Below are 16684 nucleotides of genomic sequence, written 5' to 3' on the forward strand. Positions count from 1 at the left end.
ATCAAGCACTCCACCCGCCATCGATATTGTAGGTCGCTCCGGTGACGAAGCCGGCCTCTGACGATGCCAGATAGGCTACCAGACCTGCGACTTCATCGGTCGTGCCGTGGCGGGGAATTGCTAGCGGTGTCCGATTGGCAGCGGAATTGGGACCCTCTGCGGGATTGCGTTCCGTATCGATCGGTCCCGGCTGTACAAGATTGACCGTGATCCCTCGTGCGCCCAGATCACGCGCGAGGCCACGTGTCATGCCTCCAAGCGCTGCCTTGCTGGCCGCGTAGAGTGTTCCTCCCGCACCGGGCATCCGGTCGGCCACGATGCTACCGATCGTAATAATGCGGCCTCCTGCGTCCATCATGCTCGACGCTCGCTTCGATGCGAGGAAGGGTGCCCTGACATTGAGGGCAAAAATCCGGTCGAATGCGTCGTCGGCGTAGGAGTCCAGCAGGCCGACGATTGCCATGCCGGCGACGTTCACCAGCACGTCGAGCCGACCAAAATGCGAGACAATTTCGTCGATAGCGTCGGAAAGGGCCTTTGGATCGCTCACGTCGGCCTGGATCATCTGGACGGCGGTGCCGGTGCCGCGCAGCTCGCTGCCAAAGCTCTCCGCGTCTACGGAACGGCTCAAATAGATGATCGCAACAGACGCGCCATCGGCGGCCATCCTTCGACTAACGGCCGCGCCGATACCTCGCGTACCGCCGATCACAAGGGCGACCTTCCCCTCTAGTGCCCGCATTCCATCTCCCAAGGATCGATCATGATATGCGGAGCGTAGGCAGTGGAGGCGCAGCTTACCAGCGCACCCGGTCCAAGACCCGTCAGCCAAAACCCGTCAGTCGGCAAACCGCCCGCAAGAGTCACATGTGCCCACCGCCAAGTTCGGCGGTGCCGCTTCCCGGTCCTTGAACTAAGCGCAGAGCAATGCGGCCACCCCGGTGCCTGCACCCCGAGCTACCGCTCCGGCCCGATCTTGCGGGCAACCCGCTCGGACTCCTCGTCGTCGCCTTCCTTGACCTGGGTGAAGTCGATGCGGATGCGGACCCAGGTGCCGATCTGGGGCTTGCCGTCGATGCGCGGCGGGCGGACGCGGAACTGCCACGCCGCCTGGCGCAGGCCGCGCGACAGGCCGGAGCCGGGCGGCGATTCGTCGAGCTCGGTGCAGTCCTCGACGCGGTACTGGTCGATCGTCCGGCAGGCGATCTCGGCCCAGCTGTCCTGCGGAGCGTGCGGCATATAGGTGTCGAGCTCGGCGTGGGTCGGTCGGCGGAACCACTCGGCCGCGTACAGGGTCTGGCCGCCGGGGCCGGTACTCTTGCCCAGCACCGGGCCATAGACCGGGCCGATGCTCTTGCCGGTGCCGATGCCGGCGGTCTCGCCCGCGGTCTGGCTTTCCGGGGCCTTCGGGGTCTGCGGCACCTTGGCGAGGTCGAAGGACTCGTTCAGCGGCACCAGCGGCGGCGTCGGCGGCGGCTTGAGGGTCTTGGGGGCCTTGGTCGGGGAGCGCGGCGCGGCACCGCCGCTGGCCTTGGCGCGCGCCTTCGGGGCCCTGGCGACGTGCGGCTCGGCGGGCGGCAGCAGGTTGAACATCTGGATCGCGGCCTCGACGATCGGCGGCTGGACGCGCACGCGGGCGGCGTAGATCAGCGCTGCGATCAGCAGGCAGTGGACGATGATGACGATCGCCAGCGCGATGGCGCGCCGGCTGAGGGGCGCGCGACCTTCGTCCGACGCAAGCTGATAGGACGCCGAACGCATTTGGCTGGACCGACTAGACGCCGCGACCCTGCACCGCAACCAGGGTCCAATACGTTGGCGCGGCCGGTTTCCCCCGCACGCACGGCGTGGTTAACGTCGAAGGCCGCGCGACTAGTCGCGAAGGCCGCTCAGGCAAACAACTGACCTTGTGGCTGGGGCGGCGGAGCAGGCTCGGTCCCGCCACGCCGCGCCAGCTCGAATGCGGCGGAATAGCGCACGTCCTCGTCGCGGTCGCGGACCCAGGTGGCGAGGGCTTCGCTGCCGAGTTCGCTCCACGCCTTGCCGCGGTCGGGCCCGGCGACGACTCGCGGCAGCAATCCTGGCAGCTCGCTCCATTCGAGCAACTGCTCGACGCTGACCTCCGCCAGCATGTCGCGGAGGTGGTGCGCGGTGACATAGGCGTCGGGCAGCGCGCGGTGGACCGGCAGCCCGAGGTTGCGGTCGAGGCCGCGCGGCTTGCGCCAGTAGCGCAGCACCTGGTTCGAGAACGACGGGCTGCCCGGCCACAGCCGCAGCGCACACTTCCAGGTGCAGATCCAGCGTGCGCCGCCGGTCAGCGCGGGTGTGCAGAAGCGCTGCTCGAAGCTGGCGCGGTGGGCGGCGAGGACCAGGTGGCCGCGCATCACGTCCGGAGCGATATCGGGCCACAGTGGCGCGCCGACGACGTCCTCGTCGATGATGTGGTGGACGGCCTGCGTCACTGCCGGGATGGTGCGACCAGGATTGACGAGGCTGCTGCCGCGCGATGCCGTGACGATCCACGCATCGCCCACGAGGCTGACGTCCTGCCAGCCGATCTCGCAGACCCCATGGGCTGGCGGACGATTGCCGGTGGTTTCGAGGTCGATAACACGCACGCTACGCATGTGCTTGATATGGCAAGTGTCGCGGCCGATAGCGAGGGGATGAGTGACCTTCAGACGCCAAGCCGGACCCTGCCCGCGCTCGCGGCGCTTAACGGCCTGCTGGCAATCGCGATTGGGGCGTTCGCGGCGCACGGCATCACTGATCCGCAGGCGAAGCAGTGGATCAATACCGGCGTGACCTTCCAGCTGCCCCAGGCGGCCGCGGTGTTCGCGCTGCTCGGCTGGCGCGATGAGCGGAGGGTGCGCGCCGTGGCGTGGCTGGTGGCGGCGGGCAGCTTCGTCTTTGCCGCGAGCCTATACGCGCTGGCGCTCGGGGCACCGCGCTGGAGCGCTGCCTTTGCACCCATCGGCGGCACCGCGATGATCGCCGGTTGGGCGTGGCTGGCGGTCGTGGCGCTTAGACCACCGATCCGCTGACTATTCGCGGAAGCTAGGGTCGATCCGGTCGAGCTTCCTGAGCAGCGCCGGCCACGCGAGCCGGTCGGCGATCATGCCGAGCCCCGCGCTCCCCTGGCCGGCGGCTTTCTCGGGGGTGCCCTGTGGTGGATTGTACAGCCCGCCCGGCCCCGCCGACAGCGCCTTGATCTGGGCATCGCAGGCGCGTTCGAGGAAATACATCTTGATGAAGCATTGCGCGACGCTGGCGCCGACGGTCAGCGTGCCGTGATTGCGCAGGATCATCGCGTCCTTGGTGCCGAGGTCCTCGACCAGCCGCGCACGCTCCTCGAGGTCGGTCGCGACGCCTTCGTACTCGTGGTAGGCGACCTCGTTGCGGATCAGCATCGCGGTCTGGGTCAGCGGCATCAGCCCCTCCGCCTGCGCGGCCACCGCCTGGCCGCTGCTGGTGTGGAGGTGCATCACCGCCATCGCGTCGTCACGGCCCATGTGGATCGCCGAGTGGATGGTGAAGCCGGCGGCGTTGACGATGTACGGGGTCGGCAGCACCGGCTTGCCCTCGACGTCGATCTTGACCAGCGTGGAGGCGGTCATTTCCTCGAACATCAGGTTGTAAGGGTTGATCAGGAAGTGGTGCTCGGGGCCGGGAATGCGCGCCGACAGGTGCGTGAAGATCAGATCATCCCAACCGTACAGCGCGACCAGCCGGTAGGCGGCAGCGAGGTCGACACGGATCGCCCACTCCTCGGCGCTGACGCTGTCCTTGAGGCTGACGCTGCCCTTGCTATCATCAACCGGCTTAAGCTGCGTGGCCATCGACTCTCTCCCAAGACTTTGTGTCAGTCTGCGCCGACTTGACGCTTAGGGGAAGCGCGGCATTTATCGGAGCAATAGAGCACGTTGTCCCAGTCGCGTTCCCACTTCTTGCGCCATGCGAACGGCCGGCCGCAGGCGGCGCAAAGCTTGGACGGCAAATCGGACTTGGCGCGCATCCGGGGCATGGTTTAGCAACATAAGCGTCATATCCGCTGCCTAGAAGCGCCGGATTGTCACTGGGAGACGCGCGATGTTCCACGAGTTCGACCGACGGTCGGTGGTGCGGCTGGGGCTCGCGGGGGCAGGGCTGGCGGCGCTTCCCGCCGGCGTTTTCGCGCAGCTGCTGCCGGCGCGCGGCTTCACCCACGGCATCGCGAGCGGTGACCCCGGCCACGACAACGTCCTGCTGTGGACGCGATTTGTCGGCAGCGGCGACGCTCCCGTGCCGCTCCTTGTCGAGGTCGCCGAGGAACCCGGCTTCGGGCGGATCGTGGCCCGCGCCGAGGGCAGTGCGGCGGCGTCGTCCGACTGGTGCGCGAAGCTCCGCGCCACCGGGCTGACCCCGGGCAAATGGTATTTCTACCGCTTCACCGGCCTCGACGGCAGCGTCTCCCCGGTCGGCCGTACCCGGACCCTGCCGCAGGGCAAGGTCGACCGCTTCAACATCGCGGTGTTCAGCTGCTCAAACAAGGGCTTCGGCTATTTCAACGCCTACGCTCATGCCGCCGCGCGCGCCGACCTCGACCTGATCGTGCACGTCGGCGACTATTTCTACGAGTACAAGCGCGGCATCTATCCGACGGTGGCAGAGGAAGTCGGCGCTCGGGTGCCGAAGCCGCTCAACGAACTGATCGCGCTCGACGACTACCGGACGCGCTACGCCGACTACCGCACCGACCCCGACCTGCTGGCGTTGCACCGCAACTTCCCGATGATCAGCATCTGGGACGACCATGAGTTCGCCAACGATGCGTGGACCGGCGGCGCCGAGAATCACCAGCCTGACGAGGGCCCGTGGGAGGACCGCAAGGCCCACGCCAAGCAAGCCTATCACGAGTGGCTCCCGGTCGCGGAGCGCTCGTACAACCGCTACGACATCGGCGACCTGGTCACGCTGCTGGTGCTCGATACCCGCGTCGAGGGGCGCGAGAAGCAGCTTGACCTCGTGCCGGCGCTCAAGGGCGGCAAGGAGGGCCTGATCGCCTTCCGCGACGGTGCGTGGAGCGATCCGAAGCGCACGCTGATGGGGTTCGAGCAGGAGAAATGGGTCACCGACGAGCTCAAATCGTCGGTGCGGAGTGGCGCCCGGTGGCAGCTGCTGGCGCAGCAGATCGTCATGGGCAAGCAGGTGACGCCCAAGGCCGCCGCCGACTGGCTCGGCCCCAACCCAGGCAAGGAAGCGCTCGGCTACGTTCAGGCCGGGATCGCAGCGGCGAGCGTCGGCCTGCCCGGCAACCTCGACAGCTGGGGCGGCTACGAGTCGGCGCGCAACCGGCTGCTGTCGGCAGCGCAGGAGGCGGGGACGAGCCTGGTCGTCGTCTCGGGCGACAGCCACAACGCCTGGGCCAACGACCTCGCCCACGGCGGCAAGCCGGCAGGCGTCGAGTTCGCCGGGCAGGGCGTGACCTCGCCCGGCTACGAGTCCGCGCTGGCCGCCGATCCGCTGGTCGTCGCCGCCGGGCTGGTTGCGGCAAACCCGGAGCTGAAATGGTGCGACACTGCGCGGCGGGGCTATGTCACCGTCAGCTTCACCCCCGAAGCGGCCCGCGCCGACTGGGTGTTCATGGCCGACGTGAAAGTGCCCGGCACCGCGACGAGCAAGGGTCAAGCCGCGGTGGCCAGGCGCGGGCGGAACGTCATGGAGCTGGTGTGACGCTCGAACTCCACGCGCATCCGTTCTCATCCTATTGCCAGAAGGTCCTGATCGCGCTGTACGAAAACGCGACGCCGTTCGCGTATCGGACGCTCGAGGGCGAAGCGGCGATGGCGGACTTGAAGGCGCTGTGGCCGCTTGGGCGCTTCCCGCTTCTCGTCGACGACGGACATGCGGTGGCGGAAGCGAGCATCATCGTCGAGCACCTCTGCCTGCATCATCCCGGCCCGGTCGAACTGGTGCCGCGCAATCCGGTGGCGGCGCTGCCGGTGCGGGCGATGGACCGTGTTTTCGACAATTACGTGATGACCCCGATGCAGACGATTGTCGCCGACGCGATGCGTCCCGAAGCCGAGCGCGACGCCACGGCGGTCGCGGCAGCGCGGGCGACCCTCGGCACCGCTTACGCCTGGCTCGACACGAAGCTGACCGGGCAGGAGTGGGCGGCGGGGAGCTTCAGCCTTGCCGACTGCGCGGCGGCACCGGCGCTGTTCTATGCGGACTGGGTGCAGCCGATCGACGCGAGCTTCCCAAACCTGGCCGCGTATCGGCGCCGCTTGCTGGCGCGCCCGTCGATGGCGCGCGCGGTTGACGAGGCGCGGCCTTACCGGAAATATTTTCCGCCCGGCGCACCCGACCGCGACTAGGGGAGCCGGCGCCCGAGGAACGCCTCGACCGTTGCCAGGTCGACGTCCTTCGCCACGAACGCCTGCCCGATACCGCGCGCGAGAATGAAGGCGAGCTTGCCCGCCGCCATCTTCTTGTCCTGCCGCATGAAGTCGACGAGCAGCGGCGCCGGTCCGGGGCCGGGTGGGTCCACCGGCAAGCCCGCCGCGATCAGGTGAGCGCGGACCTGCGCGGCGTCGCCGTCGCTGCACAGGCCCTGCTCGGCGGAGAACGCAAACGCCAGCGCCATGCCGATCGCGACCGCCTCGCCGTGTAGCAGCCGGTCGGAGAAACCCGCCTCCGCCTCGAAGGCATGCCCGAACGTGTGGCCGAGATTGAGCAAAGCGCGCGCCCCGCTGGTCTCGCGCTCGTCGGCGGCGACGGTCACGGCCTTGGCGCGGCAGCTCGCGGCGATGGCTTCGGCAAGGATCTCGGGGTCGCGGGCCATCAGCCGGGCGACGTTGGCATCGCACCAGTCGAAGAGCGCCGCATCGGCGATCAGGCCGTATTTGACGACCTCGGCATAGCCGGCGCGCAGCTCGCGATCCGGCAAGGTCGCCAGCACCTGCGGGTCGATCAGCACCAGCGCGGGCTGGTGGAACGCCCCGACGAGGTTCTTGCCCGCCAGCGCGTTGATCGCGGTCTTGCCGCCGACCGAACTGTCGACTTGCGCGAGCAAGGTCGTCGGGACCTGCACGAAACGCGCGCCGCGCCGCAGTATCGCCGCCGCGAAGCCGGTCAGGTCGCCGATCACCCCGCCGCCGAGCGCGACGATGCAGTCGCCCCGCTCGACGCCCAGCGCCAGCAACCGCTCGACGACCAGTTCGAGGTTCATCCAGCTTTTGCTCGCCTCGCCGGGGGGCAGCACGATCAGTTCGGCGGTCAGCCCGCAGGCGGCGAGGCTGGCGGTGAAGGCCTCCCCGTAGAGCGCCGCGACGTTGGTGTCGGTGACCACCGCGATCCGCCGGTTGCCGCCGAGCGCGGCGATGTGCGCGCCCGCCTCAGCCAGCAGCCCGCCGGCGATGTGGATCGGGTAGGCACGGTCGCCGAGCGCGACATCGACGGTGATCAAGCCTTGCTCCGGTGCTGTTCGAGGGCGGCGAGGATCGCACTCACCGTGAAGTCATGCGGCGACGGTTTCGACGCGATGTGGATCGGTGCCTCGGCGTAGATCGGGTTGCGCACCCGGGCGAGCTCGGCCAGCACTTCGCCGGGGTCGCGGCCCTTCAGCAGGGGCCTGGTTTCGCGCCGCGCGACACGCTCGACCAAAGTCGCGATGTCGGCATCGAGCCACACCGCGACCGCGCGTTCGAGGATCAGTGCGCGGGTGTCGTCCTGGATGAACGCCCCGCCGCCGGTGGCGATGACCTTGGCGGGGCCCTCGATCAGCCGGGCGATGACGCGACGCTCGCCGTCCCTGAAATGCGCCTCGCCGTAACGTTCGAAGATCTCGGCGACCGACAGCCCGCTAGCGGTTTCGATCTCGGTGTCGGCATCGGCGAAAGGCAGCCCGAGGCGCACCGCGAGGCGGCGGCCGACGGTGGATTTACCCACCCCCATCAAGCCGACAAGCACGACGGTCGGGTGCGGCGCGCGCCGATTACGGCGCCCTTCCGGGGGCACCGCGGCGTCTTCGGGGATTTTCGCATCGCACTGCATCGCGGCGCTCGCTATACACCGCGCGACCGGCGCACCAAACCGGTGCTTGGCGCCACTGACTTGAGGATTATGATGGGTCGGACGATTTTCTGGATCTTCGTCGTGATCGCGCTGATCGTCGTCGCCGGCGCGATCTACCTCGCCACCGCCGATGTCCCGGCGCCCGTCACCCACGTCGAGAAATTGCTGCCGAATGCACCGTCGGCTCCCTAGCGCGGCCCTTGCGGCGGCGCTGATCGGCGGCGCGCTCGCGGCGGCGTGGCCGGTGATCGGCCAGCCGGCCGACGGCCCGCAGCAACTGCTGCCCGATGCGCCGACGGCGCCGCCGCCCGTCGAACCCGATACGAGCGACGCGGCCCCGCCGGGCGACGAAGCCGCGCCGTCGCTCGGTGCCTCGGGCGGCGAGACCCCGACCGAGGACGCCGCCGCGCCGAGCGCCTTCGACCTGCCCGCCGCGACCGGAGCGGCGATCGACGTCGCCGGGCCGCTGACGCTGGCGCAGGGCGGCTACGGCATGGCCGCGTTCCAGGGTTCCAACGGGCGCTTCGTCGCGGCGCTGATGCAACGTGTGAACACCCCGCTGGCGTCGCGCTGGGCGCACATCGTGCTGCGCCGCGCCTTGCTCAGCCAGAGCGCCGCGCCCGAGGGCATCGCGCCCGCCGACTGGGTGGCGTGGCGCGCCGCGCTGCTGACCCGGATGGGCGAGGCCGACGGCGCCGTGCTGCTGGTCGACGCGGTGCCGGTCGATCGCTTCTCGCCGCTGCTCTACAAGGCGGCGGGCCAGGCTCACCTCGCTGCCGCCGACCCGGCCGGGCTGTGCCCGCTGGCGCAGACCGGCACCGCGGTCTCGCAGGACCCGCTGTGGCGGCTCGCGGTCGGGATGTGCGGCGGCATGTCGGGCGACGACCTGACCAGCGCCGCGACCTTCGACGCGCTGCGTGCGCGCGGCCAGGTCGACCGCTTCGACCTCCAGCTCGGCGAGCGCATCGCGACGCTGTCCGGCGGCAACGGCCGCGCTTCCAACATCGAGTGGGAGACCGCCCCCGGCCTGACCCCGTACCGCTTCGGTATCGCGGTCGCCGCCGGGGTTCGCATTCCCGACGAGCGGCTCGCCGGCTTCGGTCCGGTCCGCGCCGGCTGGGTGCTGCGCGCGCCCGGGATCAGCGACGCGGCGCGGCTGGCGGCGGTCGTCCCCGCGGCCGCAATCGGCATCGCGTCGGCGGGCGAACTGGTCTCGACGATCAGCGCGGCGACCGGCGCCGAGGGCAACGCGCTGACTGCCTCGCCCTCCGCCAACCTCCGCGCCGCCTTCGCCTCCGCCTCGGCGGCCGACCGCTACGCCGCACTGAAGGCGATCCGCGAGGCTCCGAAGGACGCGCGCGGGCGCTATGCGGCGTTGCTCGAAACCGCACTCCCGGCGGCGCGCCTGCCCGTCGACGCGGCCCATTCCGCCGATGCGCCGGACGTGATCGCTGCGCTGCTTGCCGCCGGCAACGAGGACCGGGCGGCCGCGTGGTGGCAAATGGTGCAGAAGGACGACAGCGCCCGCGCCAGGTCGTGGGGACTGCTGGCCGGAAGTGGCGTCGTGCCGGTGACGCCAGAGCTGTTCGAAGCCTGGCAAAGCGCCGACGCCAACAAGCACCGGGCCCGGCTGCTGCTGGCGGGGCTCGATGCGACCGGGCGAACCCGCGGCGACTGGGCGAGCGCGCGCCGCGACCTGGGGGTCGCGGCCGCGTCGAACAGCTGGTCCCGCGCCATCGCCGCCGCCGCTGCCGCAGGGCGCGTCGGCGAGGTCGCGGTGCTCGCCGCGACCGGCCTCCAGTGCGACTGGACCGCCGTGCCGCCGGGGCAATTCGGCGCGATCGTCGCGGCTTACGAGCGGGTCGGACTTCACCTCGAGGCGCGCCTGCTGATGGCCGAGGCGGCGACGCGCGGTTGACGGTGACGACCCCGCATTAATCCGCTACCCCGCGCCGTTCGCGCCGCTATAGTCACGGTGCACCGGGGATTTCAGAGGACTAGAATGAAGGCGACTGTCGAACGCGCGACGCTGCTCAAATGCCTGGCGCACGTCCAGTCGGTGGTCGAGCGGCGCAACACCATCCCGATCCTGTCGAACGTGCTGATCGAGGCGACCGAGGACGGTCTACGCCTGATGGCCACCGACCTCGACCTCCAGGTCGTCGAGACCATCGCCGCGACCGTTGCGACGCCCGGCGCGACCACGGTCAGCGCGCACACCTTGTTCGACATCTGCCGCAAGCTGCCCGAGGGCGCGCAGGTCGAGCTCGCGGTCGCCAACGAGAAGATGACCATCGTCGCCGGCCGCGCCCGGTTCAGCCTCGCGACCTTGAAGCGCGACGACTTCCCGGTGATCGCGGAGACCGACCTGCCGACGGTGTTCACGCTGCCGGCGTCCGACCTCCGCAAGATCATCGACGCGACCCGGTTCGCGATCTCCACCGAGGAGACGCGTTATTACCTGAACGGCATCTTCCTCCACGTCGTCGATGGCACCAGCCCGAAGCTGCGCGCCGTCGCCACCGACGGCCACCGGCTGGCGCGCCTCGAGATCGACCGGCCCGAGGGTGCCGCCGGCATGCCCGACGTCATCGTGCCGCGGAAGTGCGTCGCCGAAATCCGCAAGCTGCTCGACGAGGCCGACGGCGCGGTCGAGGTGTCGCTGTCGGCGTCGAAGATCCGCTTCAAGCTTGCCGGCGCGACGCTGACCTCGAAGCTCATCGACGGGACCTTCCCCGACTACAGCCGCGTCATCCCGCAGGGCAACGACAAGCTGCTCAAGATCGATGTCCGCAGCCTGTCGGAGGGTGTCGACCGCGTCGCCGCGATCGCGACCACCGAGAAGACCCGCGCGGTAAAGATCGCACTGGGCCGCGACAAGGTCACGCTGTCGGTCACCTCACCCGAGAACGGCACTGCGGCCGAAGAAGTGCCCGCCGACTACAGCTCGCCGGAGTTCGAGGTCGGTTTCAACTACCGCTACCTGCTCGACATCCTCGGGCAGATCGGTGCCGACCAGGTCGACATCCACCTGTCGGACGCCGCCGCCCCGACGCTGATCCGCGAGAAGGACGATTCCGAGGCGCTCTACGTGCTGATGCCGATGCGCGTCTGACCCGGCCAAGGCTACGGGCGGATCGGGCGGCGATCGTGTCGGGCAGCGATCGGGCCGGCCGGCAATCCGATCAGGCGGCGACCGGACCGCGTCGACGCGGCCGCAGGCGGCCCAGCCAGCCGCGGCGCTTCCGCGACCCCGATACCACCGCGAGCACCGGCACGCCCGACGCTCCAGCGAGGTCGGTGGCACCAAGGACCTCGCGCCGCGCCAGCCCGTCGATCAGCACCGAGGCCAACCCGAGGCCAATGCCGAACACGACCGCGAGCCCGGCGTTCAACGGTATGTTCGGCGCCACCGGGCGCGGATTGGTAATGACGTCTCCCATCACGACGAGGCCGCTCTCCGAACGCTCGGACGCCTGCACGGCGTTGGCGAGGTTGTTCTGAAGCCGCGTCACCTCGCCCTGACGCAACGCCACCAGCCGCAGTGCCTGGCTGATGCGGAGGTTCTGCGGGGCCCGGCCGAGCACGCGCTCGCGCTCGATTTGGTAGGCCTGCTCGGGGGCAGCCGCGAGTTGGCGGGCCGCATTTCCGGTAATGCTCGCGGCATTCCTGATGGCCGCCATCTCGCGTGAAATTTGGCGGATCAGTTCGTTGCGCCGGCCGATCAGCGCCTGATAGTCCGGGTTGTCGGGTCCCATCGTGCGCTCGGCAAGCGCGATCTGCTGCTCGACCTGACCGAGCGTGCGCCGCAACGAGTCCGCGCTGATGCTGCTCGTCCGGAGCGCCGATTCGGCCGCATCGTGCTCCGCCTGCAGACGGGTCGTGATCGCCGAACTCTCGAGGTCGTTGAGCTTTCCGGCTTCGACATCCGTGCCGAGCGAGGTCAGCACGGTCCCGGTCTCACGCTGGGCCCTGACCAGTTCGTCCTGCGCCTTGGCGAGCGTTGCCTGCGCAGGCTTCAGAAGCACCGTGAAACGCTCGGCGCGGCGCGCGGCGGCCTCGGTCTGCAGCGCCAGCGCGGTCTCGATGTACGATTCGCGGATGGCGCGGACGATCGCCTCTGCCGCTTCCGGATCGGGGGCGCGATAGACGATCTCGAGGGTGCCGCCGCCCTCCAGCGGGTAGGCGCCGACTTCACCGAGCAGGCGCGATGCCGCCCAGGTCCGGATGTCGCCGTTGCCGCCGGTCTGCTGCTGCCATGCCTCGACGACTGCCGGATTGCTCGCCCAGCCGAGCTTTTCGATGACGCGCTCGCCGACCCGGCCGCTGGTGGCAAGCAGTTGCTGGGTCTGGACATAGGCCTCGGTCTGCTTGTTGCCGATGCTGATGCCGGTCACCGGATCGGGGCGGACGAGTTCGAGCAGGACGCGGGCCTTGGCCTCGTACGACTTCGGCAGCCGGAGGCTGATCGTCAACGCGCCGATGAAACAGGCGAGCGCGCACAGCAGGATCCGCCAGCGGCCGGACCAGACGAGAATGCCGAGCTGCCCGAGATTCATGCGGCGCAGCATAGCCTCGGTCGCCAACGCGCGCCAGCATTAGAACCGACCGCTGGAGCCGCCCGGTTGACAGCCAGCGGCGCAGTCCCCACCCGGTGCATTCGCTTTTCTGCGGTTGCGAAGAGACTGTGCCAACACGATGCGTCGACCGGTCCCTGCCCGCTATGCCCATCTCGCCCGGATGCTCGGGACCGACCGGCTCGGCGGGCAGACGGTGGTCGCGTTCGGCCTCAAGATCGCCAACGCCGGGGCCAGCTTCGGGCTCAGCCTGATCGTCGCGCGGCTGTTCGGGGCTAGTGGCAGCGGGCATTTCGGGATCGCCGTGACGACGGTCACGATCCTGTCCTACATCGTGCTCGGCGGCCTCGACTATACCGTCGTGCGGACTGCCGCGGGCGATCTCCGCGAGGGCAAGCAGGGTGCGGCCCGCGGCGTCGTCAGCCGCGCCGCGCAGATCGTCGCGCTGGCGTCGGTGACGATCATCGGCCTGCTGTGGCTGGCGCGGACCAGCGTCGCACGCGACATCCTCCGCCAGCCCGGCATGGTCGGGCTGCTTGGGATCATGCTGTGGGCGGTGGTTCCGCTGGCCATGCAGCGCATCGCCTCGGCGGCGCTGCGCTCGTCGGGGCGGATCATCGCCTCGCAGGTCATCGACGGGCCGCTCGGGACCGCCTGTGCTGTGCTTGGGCTCGGCATCATGGTGCTGCTTCACCGTGTCGACGTGCTTGAGGTGCCGGGGTGGTTCTACGTCACCGGGCTCGGCATCGGCGCGGGCGCGGGCTGGCTGGTCTATCTGCGCAGCGTGCGGACGTGGCCGAAGGCGGAACCGGCGTTGGCGTGGCCGCTGCTGGCGGCCGGGCTGCCGGTGGTCGCGCTCAACCTCTCGAACGCCTTCACCGAATGGTACACGACGGTTTCGCTGGGCAGCTACTGGCCCGCCGCGGTCGTCGGTCAGTACCGCGCGGCGTGGCAGTTCGTGGCGATCGCGGGCCTGGTCCAGGTCGCGATGGACACCATCATCGGGCCGCGCATCGCCGCCGCGGCGCGGGTCGGCGCGACCCACGAGATCGCGCTGGTGGCGCGCAAGTCGATCCTGCTCGTGCTGCTGCTCGGCGGCCCGTTGTTCCTGATGCTGATCCTGTTCCCGTCGCGCCTGCTCGGTATCTTCGGGCCGGGCTTCGGCGGTGGCGCGCTTGCGCTGCAGATCCTGGCGGTCGGGCAACTCGTTCGCCTCGCCAGCGGGCCGCTCGGCTCGATCCTGTTCATGACCGGCAACCAGCGCTGGATGCTCGCTTATTCGGTGATGGGCGTGCTGCTGTGCATGGGCTTCGTCGCGGTGCTGGTGCCGCTCTACGGCGCGGTCGGGGCGGCGCTGGCGACCGGCGCGACGGTGATCCTGCGCAACCTCGCGGCCGGCATCATCGTCCATCGGGTGCTCGGCATCGACCTGTTCCGGCGCACCCGTCCTGCCTGACGACAATGCCGGTTAAGGGCTGACGGCCAAAGCCGGTTAAGGGTTGTGATGTTGCCGCGGGGCCGTTGCCGCCGTAGAGCATCGACGCTGCGGCCGGGCAAAGGGTGCCGCACGACGGCGACCGGGGTTGTTTACTGACTATGACGCGCGCGGTCCTCACCCCCTTCAGCACGCATCGCGCCGGACGTCGCATCCGCCCGGCGTCGCTGTTGTTCATGCTGGTCTATTCGGGACTGACCGGTGCGGCGATCGCGCTGCTGCCGGCGCAATTGCTGTTCCTGCTGGCGATTCCGCTGCTTGTCGCGGTCGGGGTCATCCTGTGGCTGCTGCCCGATGGTGCCGCACCGCCGATCGCGCTGCTGACCACCCTGCTGGTATGGTTCATCGGCGCGAACACGCTTTGGCCGAACTATATCTCGATCGACCTGCCGGGGCTGCCGTGGATCAACCCCCAGCGCATCGTCGCGTTTGCACTGCTGACGGTGGCATTGTGGAGCTATTCGACTTCGGCGACGATGCGCACGGAAATCGCCGAGAGATTGCGCACGGTGCCCTTCCTCAAGATCGCCTTCTGGGTGTTCTGGGCGACGACGGTGGCGACGTTGGTGCTGTCCGACCAGATCGGCGCGTCGGTCAACAAGTGGTTCAACAACCAGATCTTCTGGACGGGCATGTTCGTCCTCGCGGCCTGGCTCGGGACCAAGGGCGGTGCCATCGAGCGCGTCATCCGCGTCATCCTGTGGACGACTATCCTGGTTTCGCTGGAGGTTATCTACGAGTATCACATCCGCCAGGTGCCATGGCTTGACCACATCCCGTCGTTCATGACCGTCGACCAGGCCTATCTGGTCAACGTCCTGAAAAGCCAAAGCCGCGCCGGGACGGACATCTACCGCGCCCACGGGCCGTTCACCGTCAGCCTGCTGTGTGCCGAGTATCTGGCGATCGTCTTCCCGTTCCTCATCCACGAGCTCGTCATCACCCCGGGCCTGTTCCGCAAGCTGCTGATGTTCATGGGCTGCGTGGCGGCACTGGCGGCGATGTGGCTGACCAACGCCCGCTCGGCGATGATCGGCTTCTTCATCGCGCTGTTCCTGTACGGCGGGTTCGCGGCCTACCGTTACTGGCAGCGCGAGCGCCACAGCCTGGTCGGGGTATCGACGCTGGCGATGATGCCGGTGGTGGCAATGATCTTCCTGTCGCTGGCGATCACCTGGCCGCGGCTGCACAACATGACCTTCGGCGGCGCCCAGCACCAGCCGAGCTCGATCGCGCGCGACGCGCAATGGGCGATGGGCTGGCCCAAGATCCGGCACAATCCGATCGGGCACGGCGTCGGCCGGTCGGGCCAGACGCTCGGCTACGCCAATCTCGGCGGCCAGCTGACGATCGACACCTATTACCTGTCGCTGCTGCTCGAGTATGGCCTGGTCGGTTACGCCGCGTTCATGGCGATGTTCCTGGGGCAGCTGCTCGTCGGGCTGAAGCTGTACCTCAAGGCGCTGCCGGGCGAGGAATCGCTCGCCGGGCCGATCGCCATCGCGCTGCTCAACTTCCTGGTGATCAAGGCGGTATCGAGCGCCGAGTTCAACATGCCGCTGGCGTTCGTGCTGCTCGGCTTCATCATCGCGATCGCCTGGCGGCAGCGCCAGCGGCTGGGTGCCGCCGCCCCGGCGGAAGCGACGGCCTTCGGCAACTACGGGCGCATCGCCGCCGCCTAGATCGCCAGCTGCCGGTCGGCACCCATGATGTAGGTGTCGAAATCGGGGTGGGCGAAGTCGCAGTAGCTGTAGATCTGACGGTGCCAGCGCTTGGCCGGGGCGTAGCTGTATTCGAGGAACGGCAGCGCCATCAGTTTGCGGGTTTCGGATGCGGCATTGAACTCGGCGAGCGCGAGCGGCACCCCGACGCCCTCGCCGACATGGCCAAGGTCGCTGCCGAGGATGTCGTCGAAATAGACGAAGGCGCGCGGTAGGCGGCGCTCGGCGGGCAGGTCGAGGATCTTGAAGGCGTCGACTGTCGACGAATAATAATCGAGGTCGAACGAGATCGCGCCGATCGGGGCCGGGTCGAAGTCCCGGACGAAAGTCTTCACCGTGTCCGCGACCAGCCCGATGACCAGCTTGCTGCGGGTCAGCTGCTTCTCGAGCGCGGCGCGGTCCATGCGGAAGTGCGCCGCCTGCCAGACGTAGGGCAGGTCGCGATAGTCGACCGGCGGTGGCAGGCCCTCGCCGGTGTCGAAGCCGTAGATCTCGATGGCGACCCCGGTGAGTTTCTCGACCCGGGCGGCGTGCATCTCGAGGTTTATCAGCCCGCGCCCGCCGGCGACGCCGAACTCGAGGACGCTGATGCGCTTCTTGCCGAGCCGCCGCGCGAGCTCCGCTGCCTGGTAGACGATGTAGCCGTAGTTTGGCCGCTCGACCGCGCCGCGGCGGATCAGCCGGGGGTAGTTGCTGCCGTGGACGCCGCGGTACAGCCCCTTGGCGACGCGCTTCAGATTGCTCTCGGCCATGAACTGCGGATCCCTCGGGAGGCTCAAAAATTGTACCAGCCGGGAGATCACGAATCCCCCGGCTGGCGCGTGCTAGCATCG

The 16684-nt window shown here is 69.0% G+C and carries 17 protein-coding genes; 8 read left to right on the top strand and 9 right to left on the bottom strand.

Features of this window, described 5'->3' with window-relative positions:
• Nucleotide 1: 1 nt before the first annotated feature.
• The 3 genes from KX816_00215 to KX816_00225 all read right to left on the bottom strand — a co-directional run bounded on the left by KX816_00215 (nucleotide 2) and on the right by KX816_00225 (nucleotide 2627).
• Entirely contained in the window at nucleotides 2–742 is a 741-nt protein-coding gene (locus KX816_00215; GenBank protein QXQ06554.1) for an SDR family oxidoreductase, read from the bottom strand.
• Nucleotides 743–957: 215 nt separating this feature from the next.
• Nucleotides 958–1761: a hypothetical protein gene (locus tag KX816_00220; protein QXQ06555.1), complete on the bottom strand. Its 804-nt coding sequence runs from the start codon at nucleotides 1759–1761 to the stop codon at nucleotides 958–960.
• 128 nt (nucleotides 1762–1889) lie between these two features.
• Nucleotides 1890–2627 (bottom strand): 3'-5' exonuclease, encoded by a 738-nt coding sequence (locus KX816_00225; protein ID QXQ06556.1) that lies wholly within the window; start codon nucleotides 2625–2627, stop codon nucleotides 1890–1892.
• Nucleotides 2628–2666: 39 nt separating this feature from the next.
• On the opposite strand from KX816_00225, the gene KX816_00230 reads away from it, so the two are divergent.
• Nucleotides 2667–3044, top strand: coding sequence for a DUF423 domain-containing protein (locus KX816_00230; protein QXQ06557.1), 378 nt, complete (start codon nucleotides 2667–2669; stop codon nucleotides 3042–3044).
• Here KX816_00230 and KX816_00235 read toward each other — a convergent pair whose 3' ends face one another.
• Together KX816_00235 and KX816_00240 are read right to left on the bottom strand one after the other, a co-directional pair.
• The gene (locus KX816_00235) at nucleotides 3045–3839 is read right to left on the bottom strand and encodes a class II aldolase/adducin family protein (protein QXQ06558.1); all 795 of its coding nucleotides are present in this window, start codon (nucleotides 3837–3839) and stop codon (nucleotides 3045–3047) included.
• 23 nt (nucleotides 3840–3862) lie between these two features.
• The gene (locus KX816_00240; GenBank protein ID QXQ06559.1) at nucleotides 3863–4024 is read right to left on the bottom strand and encodes a DUF2256 domain-containing protein; all 162 of its coding nucleotides are present in this window, start codon (nucleotides 4022–4024) and stop codon (nucleotides 3863–3865) included.
• A 65-nt stretch (nucleotides 4025–4089) separates the two neighbouring features.
• On the opposite strand from KX816_00240, the gene KX816_00245 reads away from it, so the two are divergent.
• Nucleotides 4090–5712 (top strand): alkaline phosphatase D family protein, encoded by a 1623-nt coding sequence (locus KX816_00245; GenBank protein QXQ06560.1) that lies wholly within the window; start codon nucleotides 4090–4092, stop codon nucleotides 5710–5712.
• Nucleotides 5709–6359: a glutathione S-transferase family protein gene (locus KX816_00250; GenBank protein QXQ06561.1), complete on the top strand. Its 651-nt coding sequence runs from the start codon at nucleotides 5709–5711 to the stop codon at nucleotides 6357–6359. The genes KX816_00245 and KX816_00250 overlap by 4 nt, the downstream gene beginning before the upstream one ends.
• Here the strand turns inward: KX816_00250 and aroB are convergent.
• Together aroB and KX816_00260 are read right to left on the bottom strand one after the other, a co-directional pair.
• The gene (aroB, locus tag KX816_00255) at nucleotides 6356–7450 is read right to left on the bottom strand and encodes a 3-dehydroquinate synthase (protein QXQ06562.1); all 1095 of its coding nucleotides are present in this window, start codon (nucleotides 7448–7450) and stop codon (nucleotides 6356–6358) included. The two genes, KX816_00250 and aroB, sit on opposite strands and share 4 nt — an antisense overlap.
• Nucleotides 7447–8037, bottom strand: coding sequence for a shikimate kinase (locus KX816_00260; protein QXQ06563.1), 591 nt, complete (start codon nucleotides 8035–8037; stop codon nucleotides 7447–7449). The genes aroB and KX816_00260 overlap by 4 nt, the downstream gene beginning before the upstream one ends.
• A gap of 72 nt (nucleotides 8038–8109) precedes the next feature.
• Here KX816_00260 and KX816_00265 point away from each other — a divergent pair, with 72 nt between their 5' ends.
• From KX816_00265 to dnaN, 3 genes are all read left to right on the top strand, one after another.
• Nucleotides 8110–8250 (top strand): hypothetical protein, encoded by a 141-nt coding sequence (locus KX816_00265; GenBank protein ID QXQ06564.1) that lies wholly within the window; start codon nucleotides 8110–8112, stop codon nucleotides 8248–8250.
• Nucleotides 8231–9976 (top strand): hypothetical protein, encoded by a 1746-nt coding sequence (locus KX816_00270; GenBank protein QXQ06565.1) that lies wholly within the window; start codon nucleotides 8231–8233, stop codon nucleotides 9974–9976. The genes KX816_00265 and KX816_00270 overlap by 20 nt, the downstream gene beginning before the upstream one ends.
• An 84-nt stretch (nucleotides 9977–10060) precedes the next feature.
• Nucleotides 10061–11173, top strand: coding sequence for a DNA polymerase III subunit beta (gene dnaN / locus KX816_00275; GenBank protein ID QXQ06566.1), 1113 nt, complete (start codon nucleotides 10061–10063; stop codon nucleotides 11171–11173).
• Between the two features lie 70 nt (nucleotides 11174–11243).
• Here the strand turns inward: dnaN and KX816_00280 are convergent, their stop codons facing one another.
• Nucleotides 11244–12629 (bottom strand): hypothetical protein, encoded by a 1386-nt coding sequence (locus KX816_00280; protein ID QXQ06567.1) that lies wholly within the window; start codon nucleotides 12627–12629, stop codon nucleotides 11244–11246.
• 127 nt (nucleotides 12630–12756) lie between these two features.
• Here KX816_00280 and KX816_00285 point away from each other — a divergent pair, with 127 nt between their 5' ends.
• Nucleotides 12757–14091 (top strand): polysaccharide biosynthesis C-terminal domain-containing protein, encoded by a 1335-nt coding sequence (locus KX816_00285; GenBank protein ID QXQ06568.1) that lies wholly within the window; start codon nucleotides 12757–12759, stop codon nucleotides 14089–14091.
• Between the two features lie 140 nt (nucleotides 14092–14231).
• A complete protein-coding gene (locus tag KX816_00290) occupies nucleotides 14232–15812 on the top strand; it encodes an O-antigen ligase family protein (protein QXQ06569.1) in 1581 nt (526 codons plus the stop codon).
• Here KX816_00290 and KX816_00295 read toward each other — a convergent pair.
• Nucleotides 15809–16603 carry a hypothetical protein gene (locus tag KX816_00295; GenBank protein QXQ06570.1) on the bottom strand — a complete coding sequence of 265 codons (795 nt, stop codon included), beginning with the start codon at nucleotides 16601–16603 and terminating at the stop codon, nucleotides 15809–15811. The genes KX816_00290 and KX816_00295 overlap by 4 nt on opposite strands.
• Nucleotides 16604–16684: the final 81 nt, after the last annotated feature.

The sequence above is a fragment of the Sphingosinicellaceae bacterium genome, assembly GCA_019285715.1.
GTDB lineage: Bacteria > Pseudomonadota > Alphaproteobacteria > Sphingomonadales > Sphingomonadaceae > Glacieibacterium.